Annotated in this window: 16 protein-coding genes; 6 read left to right on the top strand and 10 right to left on the bottom strand. The window is 61.1% G+C overall.

Annotated features, from left to right (window positions below; genetic code table 11):
* The first annotated feature begins 169 nt into the window (after positions 1-169).
* A complete protein-coding gene (locus ACF8RA_RS07365; RefSeq protein ID WP_392518988.1) occupies positions 170-4,492 on the top strand; it encodes an NEL-type E3 ubiquitin ligase domain-containing protein in 4,323 nt (1,440 codons plus the stop codon).
* Positions 4,493-4,519: 27 nt separating this feature from the next.
* On the opposite strand, the gene glpD is transcribed toward ACF8RA_RS07365, so the two are convergent.
* From glpD to ACF8RA_RS07345, 4 genes are all read right to left on the bottom strand, one after another.
* Positions 4,520-6,058 (bottom strand): glycerol-3-phosphate dehydrogenase, encoded by a 1,539-nt coding sequence (gene glpD / locus ACF8RA_RS07360; protein WP_176683658.1) that lies wholly within the window; start codon positions 6,056-6,058, stop codon positions 4,520-4,522.
* 303 nt (positions 6,059-6,361) lie between these two features.
* A complete protein-coding gene (glpR, locus tag ACF8RA_RS07355) occupies positions 6,362-7,117 on the bottom strand; it encodes a DNA-binding transcriptional repressor GlpR (RefSeq protein WP_176683657.1) in 756 nt (251 codons plus the stop codon).
* 101 nt (positions 7,118-7,218) lie between these two features.
* Entirely contained in the window at positions 7,219-8,718 is a 1,500-nt protein-coding gene (glpK, locus tag ACF8RA_RS07350; protein WP_060495345.1) for a glycerol kinase GlpK, read from the bottom strand.
* A 51-nt stretch (positions 8,719-8,769) separates the two neighbouring features.
* Entirely contained in the window at positions 8,770-9,621 is an 852-nt protein-coding gene (locus ACF8RA_RS07345; RefSeq protein ID WP_176683656.1) for an MIP/aquaporin family protein, read from the bottom strand.
* Positions 9,622-9,923: 302 nt separating this feature from the next.
* On the opposite strand from ACF8RA_RS07345, the gene ybaK reads away from it, so the two are divergent.
* Entirely contained in the window at positions 9,924-10,394 is a 471-nt protein-coding gene (gene ybaK, locus ACF8RA_RS07340) for a Cys-tRNA(Pro) deacylase (protein ID WP_176683655.1), read from the top strand.
* Positions 10,395-10,431: 37 nt separating this feature from the next.
* Here the strand turns inward: ybaK and ACF8RA_RS07335 are convergent, their stop codons facing one another.
* Together ACF8RA_RS07335 and argF are read right to left on the bottom strand one after the other, a co-directional pair.
* Positions 10,432-11,541, bottom strand: coding sequence for an ABC transporter ATP-binding protein (locus ACF8RA_RS07335; protein ID WP_209967717.1), 1,110 nt, complete (start codon positions 11,539-11,541; stop codon positions 10,432-10,434).
* A complete protein-coding gene (argF, locus tag ACF8RA_RS07330; protein WP_176683653.1) occupies positions 11,538-12,458 on the bottom strand; it encodes an ornithine carbamoyltransferase in 921 nt (306 codons plus the stop codon). The genes ACF8RA_RS07335 and argF overlap by 4 nt, the downstream gene beginning before the upstream one ends.
* A 373-nt stretch (positions 12,459-12,831) precedes the next feature.
* Here argF and ACF8RA_RS07325 point away from each other — a divergent pair, with 373 nt between their 5' ends.
* Together ACF8RA_RS07325 and grxD are read left to right on the top strand one after the other, a co-directional pair.
* Positions 12,832-14,940: a molybdopterin-dependent oxidoreductase gene (locus tag ACF8RA_RS07325; protein WP_392488541.1), complete on the top strand. Its 2,109-nt coding sequence runs from the start codon at positions 12,832-12,834 to the stop codon at positions 14,938-14,940.
* A 91-nt stretch (positions 14,941-15,031) separates the two neighbouring features.
* Positions 15,032-15,367 carry a Grx4 family monothiol glutaredoxin gene (gene grxD / locus ACF8RA_RS07320; RefSeq protein WP_021781969.1) on the top strand — a complete coding sequence of 112 codons (336 nt, stop codon included), beginning with the start codon at positions 15,032-15,034 and terminating at the stop codon, positions 15,365-15,367.
* A 57-nt stretch (positions 15,368-15,424) separates the two neighbouring features.
* Here the strand turns inward: grxD and bfr are convergent, their stop codons facing one another.
* Complete coding sequence (gene bfr / locus ACF8RA_RS07315; protein ID WP_003254948.1) at positions 15,425-15,898, bottom strand: bacterioferritin; 474 nt, start codon at positions 15,896-15,898, stop codon at positions 15,425-15,427.
* 199 nt (positions 15,899-16,097) lie between these two features.
* Positions 16,098-16,316, bottom strand: coding sequence for a bacterioferritin-associated ferredoxin (locus ACF8RA_RS07310; protein ID WP_003254947.1), 219 nt, complete (start codon positions 16,314-16,316; stop codon positions 16,098-16,100).
* Positions 16,317-16,540: 224 nt separating this feature from the next.
* On the opposite strand from ACF8RA_RS07310, the gene ACF8RA_RS07305 reads away from it, so the two are divergent.
* Positions 16,541-17,143: a peroxiredoxin gene (locus tag ACF8RA_RS07305; protein ID WP_003254945.1), complete on the top strand. Its 603-nt coding sequence runs from the start codon at positions 16,541-16,543 to the stop codon at positions 17,141-17,143.
* Positions 17,144-17,302: 159 nt separating this feature from the next.
* Here the strand turns inward: ACF8RA_RS07305 and rnt are convergent, their stop codons facing one another.
* Positions 17,303-17,914, bottom strand: a complete 612-nt coding sequence (gene rnt / locus ACF8RA_RS07300) for a ribonuclease T (RefSeq protein WP_010952252.1) — start codon at positions 17,912-17,914, stop codon at positions 17,303-17,305.
* 59 nt (positions 17,915-17,973) lie between these two features.
* On the bottom strand, positions 17,974-19,020 hold the full coding sequence (pyrC, locus tag ACF8RA_RS07295; protein ID WP_176683651.1) for a dihydroorotase: 1,047 nt from the start codon (positions 19,018-19,020) through the stop codon (positions 17,974-17,976).
* A 130-nt stretch (positions 19,021-19,150) separates the two neighbouring features.
* On the opposite strand from pyrC, the gene ACF8RA_RS07290 reads away from it, so the two are divergent.
* Positions 19,151-20,083, top strand: a complete 933-nt coding sequence (locus tag ACF8RA_RS07290; protein WP_176683650.1) for an OmpA family protein — start codon at positions 19,151-19,153, stop codon at positions 20,081-20,083.
* The last annotated feature ends 130 nt before the right edge of the window (positions 20,084-20,213 follow it).

Raw genomic sequence — 20,213 nt, 5'->3', positions numbered from 1 at the left:
TCTCTGGGGTTCGTCAGGCCGAATAAACAGGGCTTACTCGTTCGGTAATCCGAACGTTATCCGAGCGCATGGGCTGCCGCGCGTCCCGGTATCGCTTGTGGTAACTATGCAGTGCGCGGCAAGGGCGCAGACGTAGTGTGCTCTCCTCTTTGTCTGGAGAGCTTCACAGATGTCACCGCACCAGCCCCCGAGCGATTCCATCGATAGCCTGATTGCCCAAAACTTGCCTGGATGGCTAGTCGACCACGTGCAACCGGAAAGGCTCGATGCGTTACGTAACGCCCTGCGTCGCCAGGCGCACTGCAATGCGCGGCTTGGCCCGATCCTCCAGGCCATCCCTTCTTTGCAGGCCTACGCAGCAGAGTTGCTCAAAACGAAACTGCGCAAGAGCGGCCTCAGCAACCCGGACGTGACGGGCTGGAAGGTACGGGTCTCGCAGCGTCTGTTGCTGCCCAGCGCTTCGCCTGCGCTGCTGCGGCCTACCTATGTTCGCCGCTCCAGGCGGTCGTTGCTGGAGGCGGCGCTGCATAACTATCATCGCAGGGAGACACGCCCCGGGCTGATGCGCAGAGGGGAACTGGTCGATGGCAATGGTAACCGCCTGCCGATGAGCTTCCACGCGTTTGCCTCCGCGTGTCGCGAGGTCGATGCAGGTGGCAAGTACCAAGCGTTGCTCACGCACCATCTGCAGCCTGAAGACGGCCCGGAGGATGAACCGGGCCAGGCCATTTCCCGCTTGCACGGGCTGTTCGAAGCGAGTTTCAAGGCCCATTTCGAGGTGGCGATGCGGATCGCTGCGTTGAAACAGGACATTGACGAACGCACGTATTTTCTTCTGTTGCCACATATTGCCGAAAAACCGGTGGTGCCTGCGCTGGTTGGCACTGTGGTCCCCCGGCAGTTGTACCTGCTGGGCCGCCCGGTTCAAGGCGTGCTGGCGCTGGAAGTGCGTCCCTCAGCTGATGGCGCAGTGGCGTCGGTGGTGCTCTGGATACCCGATGACCCTCATCAGCCCGTCTCCCGTCATGCCAGCTGGGATGCACTCGACAAGTACCTCGGTAAGCGCTTCCGTGCGCCGGCCTATCGGCGCTTTTTCGCGCGCTTCATTACCGAGCGTGAGCGCATCAATTTCTATCGGGTATTGAACGAACGGGTCGCGCAGGCATCGACAGCCGGGGTGGAACTCGACGCCCGTTCTGCACCGATCGCTGACGCGCCATTCGTACACCTGCGCCGGCAATACCTCGCCAAGATCAAGGATGACGCCAAGGTGCTCGCGGTGCCCACCGATGTCGAAGATGACGAAGACCGCGAAGCGCGCATGCAGGGCTACAAAGAGCTGGGTATGAATTTGCTGAGCGTGGCGGGGGCCTTCGTGCCGGTACTTGGCGAGGTGCTGCTGGTGGCAAACGCGGTTCAGATCGCTGACGAGGTTTATGAAGGATATGCAGATTGGCGCATAGGTGATCGCGAAGGGGCGTTGAACCACCTGTTCAACGTTGCCGAAAACGTGGTGGTCGGCGGGATGATCGCAGCCGGCAGCCAAGTGGCCGTGCGTGCCCTTGAGCGTCTGGCCTTTGTGGATGACTTGGCACCGGTGTGCACCTCCGCAGGCAAGGTCAAGCTCATGGCCATGGATCTACCGGGTTACGATGCCCAACCTTTGCGTGGTGTCGGCGCACAGGAATGGTTATGGCACCTCGATAGCGGCCGCTATCGGGTGATGGAGGACCCGCAGGATGGTCGCTCCAGGATCCTGCACCCTGGTCGTCCCAGTGCCTATCGGCCTGTGATCGAGCAGAATGGCGCCGGCGGCTGGCGCCATGAACTCGAAGCTCCCCAATACTGGGAAGGGCGGGCCAATCTGGTACGCCGCCTGAGTACGCCCCTGGCAGAGCTACCGGAAGCGACATGCGACTATCTGCTCCAGGTGACAGGGCTGAGTGAGGCGCAGATTCGCCGTTTGCACGTCGAACACATGGGTGCACCTGCACGGTTGCTCGATGCCCTGGAGCTTTATCAGGCACATGCATTACACCCGGATTTCAGCGCGCCGCAACTGGCGCAGTACGTTGCTGCCCGGCAAGTGCAGCCCAATGGCATCGAGCGGATATTGCAGCGCACTTTCCCGGGCCTGTCGGCTCGCTGTACGCGTGAGCTGCTTCAGCAATGCAGTGGTGCGCAGCTTGATACGCTCAGCGCTGCACAGCGGGTCCCTCTGGCAGTGGCCGAGCGCGCACGATGGTCGCTGCGCGAAAGCCGTCTGGACAGGGCATGCGCGGGTCTGCGCCTGCCGCGTTGCGTCAATCCCGACACCGAACGCCTGGCGTTGGGCTTGCTCAAGCGCCAGCTGAAATGGCCGGACGCCCTGCGCATCGAACTGCGCGAAGGTAGCCAGAGTGGGCGGTATCTGGCCGGTATCGGCGCTGAGTCTGCGCAGGATGTACGGTGTATCGTGCGCCGCGGCGACGGCTACCGCTATGCCGGTCAAGGCGCATCCGGCCCCTACCTGGCGGCACTGCTGTCTGCGCTGGACGAGACGCACACAGCCGATCTCGGCGATGCTGCTGTCAGTCCAGGCGCCTTGGGCTCGTTGCTGATCGAGGCCGCTGCCGGTGATCGTACCCAAGCGGCTGAGCTCTGTGGCATGCCCCGTATGGGCGTTGGCCTGCGACCCCCGACCCGGTTGGGGGATGGGCGTATCGGGTATGCCTTGAGTGGGCGAGGGGAGAGCAGTCGGCGTGCCATAGGGCGTGGTATTCACCAAGTGTTTCCGACAATGACAGACGGGGAGCTACAAGCCTATCTGCTTGACCTCATGGAGCGGCGAGTAGGGTTGTGGGAGCACTACAGCCAGCTCACGGGGCAGTTGGCACGCCTGCGTCAGAGCCTGCGCCAGTGGCGCAGGGATGCCAGTAACCCACTGGACGCGCTGCGCCGCCGTCGGGTCGCTACTGCCGTTCGGCGAAGCTGGCGGCGCAAGATAACCGACGAGGCTGGGGACTACGCGCTGATCATCAGCGGAGAGCGTATCGGAAGTCTGCCCGAATTACCGGAGGGGGTGAGCTTTGATCATGTGCGACGGCTGATCCTCAGTGACCTGCGCCTTGGTGAAATCAATGGGGACTTTCTTCGACGTTTTCCCAACCTGATTGAGCTCGACCTGTCCGGCAATCGCCTGACTGCGATCCCTCACGGCATTGAACATATGCCCCGCCTGCGGCAGCTAAACCTGCGCCGCAACAGCGTGATCATGGATGAGGCCGGTGAGTTGCGTCTTGCCGGAATGAGCGCGCTGCGGTACCTCGACCTCAGCCACAACCCGCTGGGAAGGGCGCCGGTACTGACGCGCCTGGGCAATTTGCGTGAAGTCAACCTGCGCTCTGCCGGCCTTGAGGCGTTGCCTGAGCGGATTTCATTTCGTGCCCACATAGACTTGCGTAACAACAACATCCGCACACTGCGCCGAGAGGTGCAGCAGCTGCGCCTGCAGGTGCACCAGTTGTCCTTGCACGATAATCCACTAGGCGAAGCTGACGCATTGCTGCTCGATGAGGCTCGAGGTGTAACCCCGGGGCAGTGGGGGTCTGCGTCCGCACGCCATCGCGCCATTGACAGTGATCTTTTCAACACCTGGGCCAACAGTACAGCCGACGCCGAGCGTGATCGCCAGCAGGCCATATGGACAGCGCTGCTTGAGGAACCGCAGTCAGATGGAATGTTTCGCTTTCTGGCAGACTTCGTCCACGGCGAGGACTTTGAACAACATCCAGGGCATTACCGCAGCCGTATCTGGCGGATTCTGGAAACGTGTGAGCAGCACGAGCAGTTGCGTCATCAGTTGTTTCTCGAGGCATCTGGCCGGCGCAGTTGTGAAGACCGCCTGCTGCTGTTGCTGGAGCAGATGGAACTTGGGGTTCTGGTGCTGCGCGCCGTCGAAGATGCTCATGGCAGTCGGATGGAAGCTCGTTTGTTAAGCCTGGCGCGTGGTTTGTTTCGCCTGGACGAGGTCGACCGTCACGCGACGTTGCACGTGCAACGCATGCATGCCGAGCACGCTCCACATATCGATGAAATCGAGACACGGCTTTTTTACCGACAGCGGCTTGCGCGTCCCTTGGGCTTGCCGATCGAGCTCGACGAAATGCATTACCCGGGTTTTGCAAACGTAACCACCAGCGACGTGCTGCGAGTCCAGGACGCGGTTTTGCAAAATGAGTCGACGGATGCCCTGATAGCCTCGTTGGCACAGCGGCCTTTCTGGGAGCAATACGCGCGAGAGTTTCATGCGCAGCGATTTGAAGAACTGGCACAGCCACTGCACCAGCGCATGGAGGCCCTACAGGCTCAGGTAGATGAGCAAGTGATTAGCGAAAACGAGTTTCTGCAACGCTGTGAAGCACTGAAGACTGATTACGATCGCAGCGAGCGGGCGCTGCTGGCGCGTTTGGCCCGTGAAGCCTATGAGCGCTGGGCGAATACGCCCCCTTGATGAGTCAAGAGGGCTTCACCGTCGATATCAGGCTGCGCGACTATTCGCGCGCACCTTGCGGGCTTGCTGCAGATACGCCTCCAGAGCCCTCTGCTCCTGCGCGGTCAGCGACAGGCCCAGCTTGGTGCGACGCCAGATAATGTCAGCGGTTTGCTCTGCCCATTCCTCCTCCAGCAGGTAGTCCACCTCGCGGGTGAACAGCCCGGCCCCGATAGCCTGCCCGAGGTCCTCGGGGCCGTGAACGCCATCGAGCAGCCGCCACACGCGGCTGCCGTAGGTGAGCACCCAGCGTTTGGCCAGGTCAACAGGCAACCAGCCGCAACGTGCCAGCACGGCATCGATCAGCGCCTGTACCGTTGTCATGCCCTCTGCGCCCGGCAGTGGCGCACTGGCAGTCCAGGCGCCGCGCATCTGGGTGAAGAAGGGCTTGAGTTCAACCATGGCCGATTCGGCCAGCTTGCGGTAGGTGGTGAGCTTGCCGCCGAACACAGACAGTAGCGGTGCCTGGCCTTCCTCTGCCGAAAGCGCGAGTGTGTAGTCCCGGGTCACCGCCGAAGGGTTGTCCGACTCATCGTTGCACAATGGCCGAACGCCGGAGTAGGTATGCAGGATGTCGGCTGGGCTCAGTTGATGGTTGAAGTGCTCGTTGACCACCTTCAACAGGTAATGTGTTTCCTGCTCGGTAATGGCGACCATGGCCGGGTCGCCGCTGTATTCCCGGTCAGTGGTGCCGATCAGGGTAAAGCGGTCCAGGTACGGGATGCAGAAAACGATGCGCTGGTCTTCGTTCTGCAGAATGTAGGCATGTTCGCCTTCATACAGGCGCGGCACGATTATGTGGCTGCCCTGGATCAGGCGGATGCCGTAAGGCGCATCGAGCTTGAGGTCGTCCTTGATGAAGCTGGCCACCCAGGGGCCAGCGGCGTTGACCAGTGCGCGGGCATGGATTGTCTGGAGGCTGCCATCGGCGTGCTGCAGTTCTACCTGCCACAAGCCTTCTACACGTTCGGCGCGCAAGCAGCGTGTGCGGGTGTGGATATGTGCGCCTAGCTCACGGGCAGCCATGGCGTTGAGCACCACCAGGCGGGCGTCATCGACAGCGCAGTCGGCGTATTCGAAGCCCCGGGTGATTGCCGGTTTCAGGGGGTAGCCCGGGCCGAAGCGCAAGCTACGCGAGGCGCCCAGGCGCTTGCGCTTGCCCAGGTGGTCGTAGAGGAACAAGCCGGCGCGGATCATCCAGGCAGGGCGCAGGTGGGGGCGGTGCGGAAGCACGAAGCGCATAGGTTTGACGATGTGCGGCGCCTTGGCCAGCAGCACTTCACGTTCAGCCAGGGCCTCGCGGACGAGGCGAAATTCGTAGTGCTCCAGGTAGCGCAGGCCACCGTGAATCAGTTTGCTGCTGGCTGATGACGTGTGTTGGGCCAGGTCGTCCTTTTCGCAAAGGAAGACCTTCAAGCCGCGTCCAGCGGCGTCGGCAGCAATGCCCACGCCATTGATGCCGCCGCCGATCACGGCAAGGTCATAGCAGTCGGCTGTTGGGGGCTGGGACGAAACTGGCTGGGACACGGGCAAGGCCTCCTGGTGCTGTTCATATCGAATATGAACATTAATGTTCGTTTGCGAAAATACTAGCGCAATAGAAAGCCAGTCGCTAGCCAGTCTCTATAGAAAAAACTGATCAAATGACAATAAAGTGAACATTTATGAAAATTCAGGAGGGTACGGCTTGGGTTTTGGTTAGGACGCGCCTCTACCTCAGGAATAACTGGCCCGAAACAGGTGCAGGCGTTAGCTTCGCTGGCGATGCGCCGCGCGGGCGGCGCATGGTTTCACAGCCGCCACGAACCTGGCGGCATGCGCCCACAAGCCTTAAACCACCTCAAGCCTGATCTTGTTCTGGTTCAACAATTGGGTAAGGGGTGGGGTAGGAGCCTGGTCGGTCACCAGGCAGTCGACCAGGTCGATTGAGCCCAGACGTACCATGGCATTGCGCCCGAACTTGCTGGAGTCAGCCGCGAGAATCACTTGTCGGGCATTGGCAATGATGGCTTGCGACACGCGCACTTCCTGATAGTCGAAATCGAGCAGGCTGCCATCCTCGTCGATACCGCTGATGCCCACCAGAGCGAAGTCGACTTTGAACTGGTTGATGAAATCGACACTGGCCTGGCCGACTACACCACCATCTCGGCGCACCGTGCCACCCGCCACCAGCACTTCGAAATCGTCCTTGGCGGCCAGGATCGCAGCCACATGCAAGTTGTTGGTGATGACTTTCAGGTGGCTGTGGTTGAGCAGCGCCCGTGCAATCGACTCGGTGGTGGTGCCGATGTTGATGAACAGCGAGGCATGGTCGGGAATCTGCCGGGCCACGGCGTCGGCAATGCGCTGTTTTTCGTCGCGCATCTGGTCGGCACGCATGGCGTAGGCGGTATTTTCGATGCTCGAATCGTAAGCCGCACCGCCGTGGTAACGGCGCAGCAGGTTGAGCTCGGCAAGCTGGTTGATGTCGCGCCGGATGGTCTGGGGAGTGACAACGAATAGCTGCGCCATTTCCTCGATACTGACATAGCCGCGTTCGCGCACCAGTTCGAGGATTTGTTGTTGGCGGGGGGGCAGATTCATGGGCGGTCCTTTGGGGCTGCCGGACAAATTCTGCAATGATGCCGTAGGAAAGGGATGACGGCCAGTGGACGTTTGGGGCCGCATGGCGGCCCCAACAGGTATTATGCCTCGTGATCTTCCCAGTCACGGGTACGCTCGACTGCCTTCTTCCAGCCGGCATACAGCTTTTCTTTCTGCGTTTCATCCAGCTGCGGGCTGAACTCGCGCTCGATGATCGCCTTGTCGCGCAGCTCGTCCAGGCCGCTCCAGAAGCCACAGGCCAGGCCTGCCAGATAGGCGGCGCCCAGTGCCGTGGTTTCGCGCATCTGTGGCCGCTCCACGCAGGTGCCGAGGATGTCGGCCTGGAACTGCATGAGGAAATTGTTGGCCACTGCACCGCCGTCCACGCGCAGCTCGGACAAGCGCTGGCCGCAGTCCTGCTGCATGGCGTCGAGGACATCGCGGGTCTGATAGGCGATGGACTCCAGTGCGGCGCGGATGATGTGGTCCACCTTCACGCCACGTGTCAGGCCGAACAGCGCACCACGGGCATACGGGTCCCAGTACGGGGCACCCAGGCCGGTAAAGGCTGGCACCAGATACACGCCGTTGCTGTCCTTGACCTTGCTGGCGAAGTACTCGGTATCCAGGGCATCGTTGACGATCTTCAGTTCGTCACGCAGCCATTGCACGGTAGAGCCACCATTGAATACCGCGCCTTCCAGTGCATAGGCCACCTCACCACGCGGGCCGCAGGCAATGGTAGTGAGCAGGCCGTGGGACGACTTCACCGCCTGGTCACCCGTGTTCATCAACAGGAAGCAGCCAGTGCCGTAGGTATTCTTGGCCTGGCCCGGCTCCACGCACATCTGGCCGAACAGTGCCGATTGCTGGTCGCCGGCGATACCGGCGATGGCTATGCCGCTCTTGGTGTGGCCATACACTTCAGAAGAGGGGCGCACCTCAGGCAGCATTTGCCGCGGGATGCCCAGGATTTCCAGCAGCTTGTCGTCCCACTGCAGGCTGTGGATGTTGAACATCAGCGTGCGCGAGGCGTTGGTGTAGTCGGTGACATGCACCTTGCCGCCGGTAAATTTCCAGATCAGCCAGGTGTCGATGGTGCCGAACAGCAGTTCGCCACGCTCGGCGCGTTCACGGGCGCCGTCGACATTGTCGAGGATCCACTTCAGCTTGGTGCCGGAGAAATACGGGTCGGTGACCAGGCCGGTGGTTTCACGAATGTAGTCTTCATGGCCGTCACGCTTGAGCTGGGCACAGATCTCGGTGCTGCGGCGGCACTGCCAGACAATGGCGTTGTACACCGGGCGCCCGGTTTCCTTGTCCCACACCACAGTGGTTTCGCGCTGGTTGGTAATACCCAGCGCGGCGACCTGGGCGTGGCTGATACCTGCCTGGGCCAGAGCCTCGACCATGGTCGCGCTTTGTGTGGCGAAAATCTCCATCGGGTCATGCTCGACCCAGCCCGCCTGCGGGTAATGCTGTGCGAACTCGCGCTGGGAGGTACCCACAACATTGGCGTCACGGTCGAAAATGATCGCCCGCGAACTGGTGGTGCCCTGGTCCAGGGCGATGATGTAGTTCTTATCCTGGGTGTCTGTCATGGTCGTAGGCCTTGCAAGAATAGAGGGTCAGGGCTGTGCGTGGTGGCAGCATCAATTGGCTTGAGTATCGCCCTGGCGAATGTCATTTGTCTCAGGGATCGCGGCGGGCGCTAATGGCAGGTTGCGTGCAATAAGGCCGCGATAGCCAGCTGCACCCAGACAGGCGCCCAGGATCGGTGCAAATACCGGAACCAGGAAATAAGGAATATCCCGCCCGCCAGTGAAGGCGATTTCGCCCCAGCCGGCCAGGAATGTCATGAGTTTTGGCCCGAAATCGCGGGCCGGGTTCATCGCAAACCCCGTCAATGGGCCCATGGCGCTGCCAATCACCGCAATCAGCAGGCCGATCAGCAGCGGGGCCATGGCGCCGCGCGGCAGGCCGTTGTTGTCGTCGGTCAAGGCCATGATCACGGCCATCAGGATGGCAGTTATCACCACTTCGACCAGAAATGCCTGGCTGGTGGACAGCGACGGGTGCGGGTAGGTGGAGAACACCGAGGCCAGCTCCAGGCTGCCTTCGCTACCGCGCAGCATGGCGTGGGCTTGTTCGAAATCGAAGAACAGGTTGCTGTACAGCGTGTAGACCAGTGCGGCGCCACAGAATGCGCCGCATACCTGGGCCAGCATGTAGAAGGGCAGCTTGCGCTTGTCGAACCCTGCGAACAGTGTGAGGGCGATACTCACGGCTGGGTTCAGGTGCGCACCGGAAATACCGGCGGTGAGGTAGATGGCCATGCTGACGCCCACGCCCCATATGATGCTGATTTCCCAAAGCCCGAAGCTGGCGCCCGCGACCTTGAGGGCGGCGACGCAGCCGGTACCGAAGAAGATGAGCAGGGCGGTGCCGAGAAATTCGGCCAGGCATTGGCTGGACAGTGTGGGTTGGCGCAGAGCAGTCGTCATGTATGACCTCGTTTTTTTTGTTGTGAGGCGCGTGGCGCTCGACAGCAAAACCCGGTGTCTATCCCCATTGACCCCGGGTGATGTAGGAAATGCACCTTAAATGTGCATCGCTTATTCAGAAACGAAAAAATATAGACAAGAAACGCTGATGTCAAAGGTCGAAAGTGAACGGTCAGTCACGATATGGCCGCTAGAATCAGCTGCGGATCCTCGTACTAGAGGTGCGCTATTGCTGTCCGCTGGCTGGGATGTAGGAATTGTCCTAAAGTAGCCGCCGAGTCATCCCTGACTGGAGCCCTTGCATGACCCCCGCCCTAGACCTGTTGAAGAAGCACCGTGCCGAGCATCGCGTGCACAGCTATGAACATGACCCGAAATCGGCGTCGTATGGCCTGGAGGCGGCGGAAAAGCTCGGGCTCGACCCGCAGCAGGTGTTCAAGACGTTGCTGGCAAGCAGCGAGAAAGGGGAATTGCTGGTAGCGGTTGTGCCTGTGGTGGGTACCTTGGACCTGAAGGCGCTGGCCCATGCTGCCGGGGTGAAGAAGTGCGAGATGGCCGACCCGGCGGCGGCGCAGCGGGCGACCGGTTACCTGGTGGGTGGCATCAGCCCGCTGGGGCAGAAGAAGCGCCTGCGAACCTTTATCGATGACTCGGCGCAGAGTTTTGCAACTATCCATGTCAGCGCCGGTAGGCGTGGCCTGGAAGTGGAGTTGGCAGCGGCGGTGCTGGCGGAGCATACGCAGGGCACGTTTGCCGGGATCGGTCGAGGCTGAGAGCATGGGGCCGCCAAGCGGCCCCATGGCGCTGAAGTCAAGTCGCCGAACTGTAACGACGCACGCCATTCTCCTGGCGTGGCAACTGTGCCGCAACGCTACCCGGTACAGGGAATAGCACGAGGTGATCGGCCTTCACTGCAATCTCCACGTTCTCACCGACCTCGTGGTCGTTGTGGCTAGGGAAGATCGCTTCCAGCTGGCTACCGGTGGGCAACTGCAAGCGATAGAGCGTCGATGCGCCGAGGAAGCTCTTGCCAATGATGTTCGCCAGTAGCGCGCTGCCTGGCGCATGCACGATATCATCCGGGCGCAGCAGTACATCCACCGAGCTGCCCGGCGCCATGATGTAGGCGCGGTTACCACGCAGTTCACCCACTTCGGTATTGACCGCCTCGTGGCTGCTCATTTGCCCACGGATGAAGTATCCCTGGCCGATGAAACTCGCCACGAATGGCGTCTGCGGTTCGTGGTAAAGGTTGTAGGGCGTGTCCCACTGTTCCAGACGACCTTCCTTGAAGACGCCAACCTGGTCGCTGACGGCAAAGGCCTCTTCCTGGTCATGGGTGACCAGAATGGCGCTGGTACCGCGGCTTTTGAGAATGTCGCGAACCTCATGGCTCAGGCGCCGGCGCAGTTCCACGTCGAGGTTGGAGAACGGCTCGTCAAGCAGCAGCAGTTGCGGCTCGGGTGCCAGCGCCCGGGCCAGGGCGACACGTTGCTGCTGGCCGCCAGACAGCTCATGGGGGTAACGCCCACCCAGCCCGCCGAGTTTGACCAGTTCCAGCATCTCTTCGATGACGGCGGCCTGGCGTGGGTGTTTGGCGATACCAAAGGCAATGTTCTGCGCAACGGTCAGGTGCGGGAACAGCGCGTAGTCCTGAAATACCATGCCGATGCGGCGCTTTTCCGGGGCCAGGGTGAAGCCGGCCCGGGAAATGACCTCGCCGGCCAAGTGGATCTCGCCTTCGTGCACCGGCTCGAAACCGGCGATGGCGCGCAGGGTGGTGGTCTTGCCACAACCGGATGAACCCAGCAGGCAACCGATGTCGCCTGCGTTCAGGTGCAGGTTGAGGTTCTGGACGATGCGCTGGTCGCCATAGCCACAGGCGAGGTTGCGCAGGTTGAGCAGTAGGGGTTGACTCATGCGTGGTGGTAAGCCGGTTCTACAAGGAATTCGAGAAGCGCCTTCTGTGCATGCAGGCGGTTTTCAGCCTCGTCCCAGGCGACCGAACGTGGGTCGTCGAGCAGGTCCTGGCTGATTTCCTCGCCACGGTGGGCGGGCAGGCAGTGCATGAAGAGGACATCGGGTGCCGCCAGGTCGAGCAGTTCGCGGGTGACCTGGTAAGGCGCGAAATGCGCCAGGCGCCGTGCAGTTTCCTCCTCCTGACCCATGGAAGTCCAGACATCGGTGACCACCAGGTGTGCATCACGCACGGCTTCCCTGGCATCACGGATGATCTGCACGCGGTCACCGCCCAGTGCCATGAAACGTTGATCCGGCTCATAGCCTTCGGGGCAAGCGATGCGCAACTTGAAATCGAACTGCCTGGCGGCTTCGATGTAGGAGTTGCACATGTTGAAGCCATCGCCGATCCAGGTCACGGTCTTGCCTTGAATCGAGCCGCGGTGTTCAACAAAGGTCTGCATGTCGGCCAGCAGTTGGCACGGGTGCGATTCGTCGGACAGGCCGTTGATCACTGGCACGCGCGACTTGGCGGCGAACTCGGTCAGGGTGCTGTGGGCGTGGGTACGGATCATCACCACATCAACCATGCTCGACAGCACGATGGCGCTGTCACCAATCGGCTCGCCGCGGCCCAGCTGTGTGTCGCGAGGCGACAGGAAGATGGCCTGGCCGCCGAGCTGGATCATGCCGGCCTCGAAGGACACACGGGTACGGGTCGAGGACTTCTCGAAGATCATGCCCAGTACACGGTTCTTCAGCGGTTCGAACAGCACGCCTCGCTTACGCAGGTCCTTCAGCTCGATGCCGCGGCGGATCACCCCGAGCAATTCGTCGGAGGTGAAGTCCAGCAGGGAGAGAAAGTGCCTAGCGTTCATGATTGACTACCTTATCTGCAACGGTATGCAGGTCGACCGTATGGTTTTTTTGACAACGGGAGTGACCTGCGGCGTAAGCCGCACGGGGCGGACGAAATAGGGAAAGGCGCAATACTATAAGTAAATGTCGCCTGAAGCCAAGGGGGGAAAAGCGGCCTGATCGCAAAGGGTGTTGCAAAGGGTGTCTTTGCCCGTTGGCCCGTGCTGTTCTTTATTTGCTACACAAGGTTGTACACGGCTTGCCGGCAATTTGGCAAATGGCTGTCGTAAATCGTGCGCCTGATGTCGGTGGATTCACACGGCGAAGCGCACTGGCCGCAGGCAGGGGGCGGGCGCATAGTCACTGTTCGACAACAACAAGGCAGAGGCGGCCATGACCAAGACCCTGCATCACCGTGCCTGTCACCTGTGCGAAGCGATCTGCGGGCTCAACATCGAAGTCAGCCATGAGCAGGACGGGCGGGCCCTGATCAGCTCGATCAAGGGCGACCCACTTGACCCGTTCAGCCGTGGCCATGTCTGTCCCAAGGCCGTGGCGTTGCAGGACATTCAGAACGACCCGGATCGCCTGCGTCAGCCACACAAGCGAGTAGGCGAGCATTGGCACGCCATTGGCTGGGATGAGGCCTTCGCACTGGCTGCCGAAAAACTGTGGGCGGTCCAGCAGGCCCATGGGCGCAATGCCGTGGCGGTCTACCAAGGTAATCCGAGTGTGCACAATTACGGCTTGATGACCCACAGCAACTACTTTCTGGGCCTGCTCAAGACCCGTAACCGTTTCTCTGCCACTTCAGTGGACCAGTTGCCCCAACACCTGGTCAGCCACTTGATGTATGGGCATGGGCTGCTGCTGCCGATTCCGGACATCGACCACACCGGGTTCATGCTGATTCTTGGCGGCAACCCGCTGGCCTCCAATGGCAGCATCATGACCGTTCCGGACGTGGAGAAGCGCCTGAAGGCCCTGCGGGCGCGTGGTGGGCGCCTGGTGGTGGTTGACCCTCGGCGTAGCGAAACGGCGGCAATGGCTGACCGCCACTTGTTCATTCGCCCTGGTGGGGATGCAGCCCTGTTGTGCGGCTTGCTCAACACATTGTTCGAAGAAGGCCTGGCTCGGGGCTCACACTTGCCGGTCAGCGGCCTGCAGCAGGTGCGCGAGGCCATTGCGCCGTTCAGTGCCGAGGCCATGAGCGCCCAATGTGGTATTGCTGCAGCGGACATCCGCCAGCTGGCACGCGACTTCGCCGCTGCCGGGCAGGCCGTGTGCTACGGCCGCATGGGCGTCTCGACCCAAGCATTTGGCACTCTCTGCCATTGGCTGGTGCAACTTGTGAACCTGGTGACCGGCAACCTCGATCGCAGTGGCGGCGCGTTGTGCACGGAACCTGCCGTCGACTTGGTGGCAACCACCTCGGGTGGCCATTTCAATGCCTGGCAGAGCCGTGTCTCGGGCTTGCCCGAGTACGGCGGCGAGCTGCCTGTGGCGGCCCTGGCGGAGGAAATGCAAACACCGGGCGAAGGGCAGGTGCGCGCCCTGGTGACAGTCGCCGGCAACCCTGTGTTGTCCACACCTAACGGTCGCCAGCTGGATGCGGCGCTGGAGGGGTTGGAGTTCATGCTCAGTATCGATCTCTACATCAACGAAACCACCCGCCATGCCGACCTGATCCTGCCCTCTACCACCGCGCTGGAAAACGATCATTACGACAGCACCTTCAACCTGCTGGCGGTGCGCAACGTCACGCGCTTCAACCGGGCGATCCTGGCCAAGCCGGAGGGGGCACTGCATGACTGGGAGATTTTCGTCGGTCTGGCGCAGGCGTTTGCCAAGCGTGCCGAGTTGGAGTTGAAGCCGACCTGGTCGCCTGCGCAGATGATTGATCAAGCCCTGCGCAAAGGGCGCTACGGTGAAGCAACGCGTTGGCAGCTTTCCCTGGCAACACTGGACGATCACCCGCACGGGCTTGACCTGGGGGCGTTACGCAGCAACCTCGCTGGGCGGCTGGCGACTGCCAGCAAGGCTGTCGAAGCAGCCCCGCAGGTTTTGCTCGACGACCTGCACCGCCTGGCGCAAATGACGCCCCCGGCGCCGGGCGAACTGCTGCTGATCGGGCGCCGCCATGTGCGCAGCAACAACTCGTGGATGCACAACTTCCATCGCCTGGTGAAAGGCAAGCCACGGCATCAGTTGTTGATGCACCCGCAAGACTTGCAGCAGCGGCAACTGCAGGATGGCCAGCGCGTGCGCATCCGTTCACGTACTGGCTCACTGGAGGTCGAGGTGCAGGCCTGCGAGGACATGATGCCCGGTGTGGTCAGCTTGCCCCATGGCTTTGGTCATGGTCGTCAGGGTGTGCGCATGCAAATCGCGCAGGCGCAACCTGGCGTGAGTGCCAATGACCTGACCGATGAGCGCTTTCGGGACCAGGTATCCGGAAACGCTGCGCTCAATGGCGTACCTGTGCAGGTCGAGGCCGCTTGAGGAACGGCAAGGCCGAGCACTGCGCTCGGCTTTCCGTTACAATGCGACACCGTGCCGACGACTGTGTCGGATAGTTCAGCCGAGGTGCTACATGGATATCATCGAAACGATCAAAGAGCAGATTGCCAACAACACCATTCTGCTTTACATGAAAGGCTCGCCGAATGCCCCGCAATGCGGCTTCTCTGCGCGTGCATCGCAGGCCGTGATGGGTTGTGGCGAAAAGTTCGCCTACGTCGACATCCTGCAGAACCCGGAAATTCGCGCCAACCTGCCAAAATACGCCAACTGGCCGACCTTCCCGCAATTGTGGGTAGCCGGTGAGCTGGTTGGCGGCAGCGACATCATGCTGGAAATGTTCGAGAACGGTGAGCTGCAAACCCTGATCAAGGAAGCGGCTGCCAAGGCCAAGGCTTCTGAAGCCTGATCTTCCGGCAAGCATGAAAAAACCCGCTGATCGCGGGTTTTTTCATGGGGCGAATATTTATTCTTCGCCCATCTGCGACTGCAGGTAGTTCTCGATACCGATCTTGTCGATCAGACCCAGTTGGGTTTCCAGCCAGTCGATGTGTTCTTCCTCGGACTCGAGGATATCTTCGAGCACGTCACGGGAGCCGAAGTCGCCAGCGGTTTCACAATGGGCGATGGCTGCCTTCAGGTCGACCAGGCCTTGCTGTTCGATCTTCAGATCGCACTCAAGCATTTCCTTGGTGTGCTCGCCGATCAACAGTTTGCCCAGGTCCTGAACGTTAGGAATACCTTCGAGGAACAAAATACGCTTGATCAGTTTGTCAGCGTGCTTCATTTCATCGATGGATTCTTTGTACTCGTGCTTGCCGAGTTTGTTCAGCCCCCAATCTTCGTACATGCGTGCGTGCAGGAAGTACTGGTTGATCGCGACCAGCTCGTTTCCGAGGATCTTGTTGAGATGCTGGATGACGCTTACGTCGCCTTTCATGTCGGGTTCCTGCCCTGTAGAAGTGTGTCAATCCACTGAAGTTTGAGCCCGATACTTAGGTGTGTCAAACCTAAGTTCTTGAATACTAAGTGAAAATTAATAGGAATAAGAATGTTTGTGAACCGCGTTGCACCGCTAACTTATTGAATTTCAGGCATAAAAAAACCGGACACCAGGTCCGGTTCTTGAAATTCTGGGTTCAGGCAGCGGTAAATTCGACGGGGTAGGGCAGGGCTGCCTGGCTGACCTGAAGCTCGGTCAGGGTCTCGCGGACCACCTGCTTGGCCACGCAGGCGCATTTCCCACACTGGCTGGCGACATTGGTGGCGGCTCGCACTTCCTTGTAACTGCAGCATCCTTCATAGATCGCATCGCGGATCTGTCCGTCGGTAACGCCGACACAAAGACACACATACATAAGGGCTGACCATCGCTGGTTGGGTCGATGGGTTGGAGCTTAATGGTAATGAGAATGCTTGTCAAAGATCTTTCTGAGAGGGCTGTGCTTGAGCGACCGGTGGTCGCTTTGTCGACGGAGTCGGCCTGTCATGAGAAGCCGTGTATGATGGTCGGCCTTTGTTGGATGTCGGGCAAGCCCGTCTGGCCCGGCAAACGGTTTTTCACCCTCATCAGGAGATTACAATGAGCGTACTCGTTGGTAAGAAAGCCCCCGATTTCACCGTTCCGGCCGTGCTGGGCAATGGCGAGATCGTCGATAGCTTCAACCTGGCCTCGGCCATCAAGGGCAAGTACGGCCTGGTGTTCTTCTACCCGCTGGACTTCACCTTCGTCTGCCCGTCCGAGCTGATCGCCCTGGACAACCGCATCCCTGACTTCCAGGCGCGCAACGTGGAAGTGATCGGCGTGTCGATCGACTCGCACTTCACCCACAACGCCTGGCGTAACACCCCGGTCAACAACGGCGGCATCGGTCAGGTGAAGTACACCCTGGCTGCCGACATGACCCACGAAATCTGCAAAGCCTACGACGTCGAGTCCGAAGGTGGCGTGGCCTTCCGTGGCGCCTTCCTGATCGATACCAACGGTGTTGTCCGTTCGCAGATCGTCAACGACCTGCCACTGGGCCGTAACATGGACGAGCTGCTGCGTCTGGTCGACGCCCTGCAGTTCCACGAAGAGCACGGCGAAGTCTGCCCTGCCAACTGGAAAAAAGGCGACAAGGGCATGAACGCTTCGCCTGAAGGCGTTGCTGCCTACCTGAGCGAGAACGCTGGCAAGCTGTAATTGCTGCGCGCATGAAAAAACCGGCCTTCGTGGCCGGTTTTTTTATGCCTTCCTGTGCCGGCCTCTTCGCGGGCGCGCCCGCTCCCACCGATTCTCTGCATGCCTGAAGGCAAAGGTGAACCTGTGGGGGCGGGCGTGCCCGCGAATGCCTTTGGCAGATCAATCGTTGAAATCGCGCCAGCCGCCCATTTCTTTCCAGCGGTTGACGATGCCACAGAACAGCTCAGCGGTTTTCTCGGTGTCGTAACGTGCCGAGTGCGCCTCACGCCCGTCGAAGTCGATGTCGGCGCTCTGACAGGCCCGCGCCAGCACGGTCTGGCCATACGCCAGGCCCGCCAGGGTGGCGGTGTCGAAGCTGGAGAACGGGTGGAACGGGTTGCGCTTCAGGTCATTACGCGCCACTGCCGCATTGAGGAAGCCCAGGTCGAAGCTGCTGTTGTGGCCGACCAGAATCGCCCGCTTGCAGCCGTTGGCCTTGAGTGCCTTGCGCACGCCGCGGAAGATGTCGGTCATCGCGCTTTCCTCGCTGACCGCCATGCGCAGCGGGTGGTCCAGCTTGATCCCGGTGAACTCAAGCGCGGCCGGCTCGATGTTGGCGCCCTCGAACGGCTCCACTCGGTGGAAGTAGGTATGTTCGGGGAACAGGAAGCCTTTCTCGTCCATGCCGATGGTGACAGCGGCAATCTCCAGCAATGCATCGGTGGCGCTGTTGAAACCGCCGGTTTCAACATCCACCACGACCGGCAGATAGCCGCGGAAGCGTTCGGCCATCGGGTGGCGAGGACCGCTGCTGCCTTGGGTTTCCAGGTCGTCTTCGTAAAGGTCTTCGCTCACGCGTTTGCCTCCAGCAGGCGCCAGCGCAGTTTTTCGCCAGCGCGCAGCGGGACTACGGTTTGCTCGCCAAATGGCAGGCTTTCCGGAGCGGTCCATTCTTCGCGGACCAGGGTAATGGTGTCGGTGTTCGCCGGCAGGCCATAGAAGGCCGGGCCGTGCAGGCTGGCGAAGCCTTCCAGCTTGTCCAGCGCGTTACGTTGTTCGAACGCTTCGGCGTACATCTCGATGGCCGCATAGGCGGTGTAGCAACCCGCGCAACCGCAGGCTGCTTCCTTGGCGTGACGGGCATGAGGTGCCGAGTCGGTGCCGAGGAAGAACTTCGGGTTGCCGCTGGTGGCGGCGTCCAGCAAGGCCACCTGGTGCGTGTTGCGCTTGAGGATCGGCAGGCAGTAGAAGTGCGGGCGAATGCCGCCAACCAGCATGTGGTTGCGGTTGTACAGCAGGTGCTGGGCGGTGATGGTCGCACCCACGTTGGCCGGGGCCTCGGTGACGAACTGCGCGGCGTCGCTGGTGGTGATGTGTTCGAACACCACTTTCAGCGTCGGGAAGCGCTCGACCACACGGCGCATGTGCTCGTCGATGAAGCGCTTCTCGCGGTCGAACACGTCGATCTCGCTGCGGGTCACTTCGCCATGCACCAGCAGCGGCATGCCCACTTCCGCCAGTGCCTCCAGGGCCGGGAAGATGTTGTCGATGCTGGTCACGCCGGAATCGGAGTTGGTGGTGGCACCGGCCGGGTACAACTTGGCGGCGTACACGAAACCGCTGGCCTTGGCCGCGCGGACGTCCTCGGGGCTGATGTTGTCGGTGAGGTACAGCACCATCAGCGGCTCGAAGCGGCTGCCGGCCGGGCGGGCAGCCAGAATGCGCTCACGGTAGGCGCCGGCCTCGGCGGCATTGCGCACCGGCGGAACCAGGTTGGGCATGATGATGGCACGGGCGAAGGTACGCGCCACGTCGCCAACGGTGTGGGGCAGGACGGCACCATCGCGCAGATGGATGTGCCAGTCGTCGGGGCGCAGGAGGGTCAGGCGATCGGACATTGGGGATTCCAGGCGGGTCGAACTCAAGCCCCAATCCTACCGGAAAACCCCGGGGCGAGCACGGCTATCAAGTTTTCCGCGCGGCGTCCGATAGCCTGCTGGTAAGCCGTCAGAAATTGTGGAGCCGCCCGTGCGCCAGCGTTACCTAGCCCTGTTGACCCTGTTCGCCAGCCTGCCGGCCGGCGCACTGACTTTCCAGACGCGCATGGAGAACATTGCCTGGAAGGTCGAGGGTGACCAGTTCGAGTGCCGTCTGAGCCAGCCGATCGAAGGTTTCGGCAGCGGTACGTTCGTGCGCCGGGCAGGCGAGCAGCCGGTGTTCCAGCTGCGTTCGGACAGCAATGTACTGGGTGCCGGCACCGCCAGCCTGCTGGCCGCGGCAGCGCCATGGCAACCTGGGCGTGGCGATATCAACCTGGGCCATGTGCGTATGGCCCGCAGCGGTGTGCTGTTCAGCTCCTCCCAAGGGCAGGCCAGCCGGCTGATCAACGGTTTGCTCGACGGGCGTAGCACAGTCGTGCGCAACTACACCGGTGAGGCGGGCAGGCCGATGGAGGTGCGTGTGCTGCCGGTCAGCTTCGCCAAGGCCTACAATGACTATCAGGTCTGTGCGGGCAAGCTGTTGCCGATGAACTACGATCAGGTGCGCCAGACTCAAGTGGGCTTCCCTGGGGGCGGTTTCGAGCTGGATGCAGCAGCCAAGGCGCGGCTGGAGGTGATTCTCGACTACCTGAAGGCCGACCCCACGGTTAACCATATCGAGCTCAACGGCCACTCCGACAACAGTGGCAACCGCCTGACCAACCGCGACCTGTCGCGCCGTCGCGCATTGGCCGTGGCCGATTACTTCAAGGCTCACGGTGTGCCACAAGAGCAGATTACTGTGCGCTTCCATGGTGAGCGTTATCCGCTGGCGAAAAACAACAGTGCGTCGAACCGGGCGCGTAATCGGCGGGTGAATATCGAGCTGGATCGGGTGGCGGTGGTTGAGAAGCCGGTGGAAAAGCCGGTTGAGCAAGCGGCGCCGGCTGTTGCACCGGTATCAGGGGCGAAGGCGCCCTGAGATCTGGTCGGTGTGTGTCATGGGCTCGCATCAAGGCCGCCAGGGGGTCGTCACAACATTTTCAGCGCCTGTGAGATCGAGCGCCGCCAGGTGTCCGCCTCGACACATTCTGCGCCTGTGAGATCGAGCG

It is taken from the genome of Pseudomonas sp. FYR_5, from assembly GCF_043106315.1.
Taxonomy (GTDB): Bacteria; Pseudomonadota; Gammaproteobacteria; order Pseudomonadales; family Pseudomonadaceae; genus Aquipseudomonas; species Aquipseudomonas putida_Y.
The sequence above is the reverse complement of the archived record's forward strand: the minus strand, read 5'-3'. Positions and strand labels throughout refer to the sequence as shown.

Coding starts and splice junctions, on each gene's coding strand:
- glpK (WP_060495345.1), bottom strand. CDS start 8,718: ATGACAGACACCCAGGATAAGAACTACATCATCGCCCTGGACCAGGGC.
- glpR (WP_176683657.1), bottom strand. CDS start 7,117: ATGAATCTGCCCCCCCGCCAACAACAAATCCTCGAACTGGTGCGCGAA.
- bfr (WP_003254948.1), bottom strand. CDS start 15,898: ATGAAAGGCGACGTAAGCGTCATCCAGCATCTCAACAAGATCCTCGGA.
- ACF8RA_RS07365 (WP_392518988.1), top strand. CDS start 170: ATGTCACCGCACCAGCCCCCGAGCGATTCCATCGATAGCCTGATTGCC.
- ACF8RA_RS07325 (WP_392488541.1), top strand. CDS start 12,832: ATGACCAAGACCCTGCATCACCGTGCCTGTCACCTGTGCGAAGCGATC.
- ACF8RA_RS07335 (WP_209967717.1), bottom strand. CDS start 11,541: ATGAGTCAACCCCTACTGCTCAACCTGCGCAACCTCGCCTGTGGCTAT.
- rnt (WP_010952252.1), bottom strand. CDS start 17,914: ATGGCCGAACGCTTCCGCGGCTATCTGCCGGTCGTGGTGGATGTTGAA.
- pyrC (WP_176683651.1), bottom strand. CDS start 19,020: ATGTCCGATCGCCTGACCCTCCTGCGCCCCGACGACTGGCACATCCAT.
- ybaK (WP_176683655.1), top strand. CDS start 9,924: ATGACCCCCGCCCTAGACCTGTTGAAGAAGCACCGTGCCGAGCATCGC.
- ACF8RA_RS07305 (WP_003254945.1), top strand. CDS start 16,541: ATGAGCGTACTCGTTGGTAAGAAAGCCCCCGATTTCACCGTTCCGGCC.
- ACF8RA_RS07345 (WP_176683656.1), bottom strand. CDS start 9,621: ATGACGACTGCTCTGCGCCAACCCACACTGTCCAGCCAATGCCTGGCC.
- grxD (WP_021781969.1), top strand. CDS start 15,032: ATGGATATCATCGAAACGATCAAAGAGCAGATTGCCAACAACACCATT.
- argF (WP_176683653.1), bottom strand. CDS start 12,458: ATGAACGCTAGGCACTTTCTCTCCCTGCTGGACTTCACCTCCGACGAA.
- ACF8RA_RS07310 (WP_003254947.1), bottom strand. CDS start 16,316: ATGTATGTGTGTCTTTGTGTCGGCGTTACCGACGGACAGATCCGCGAT.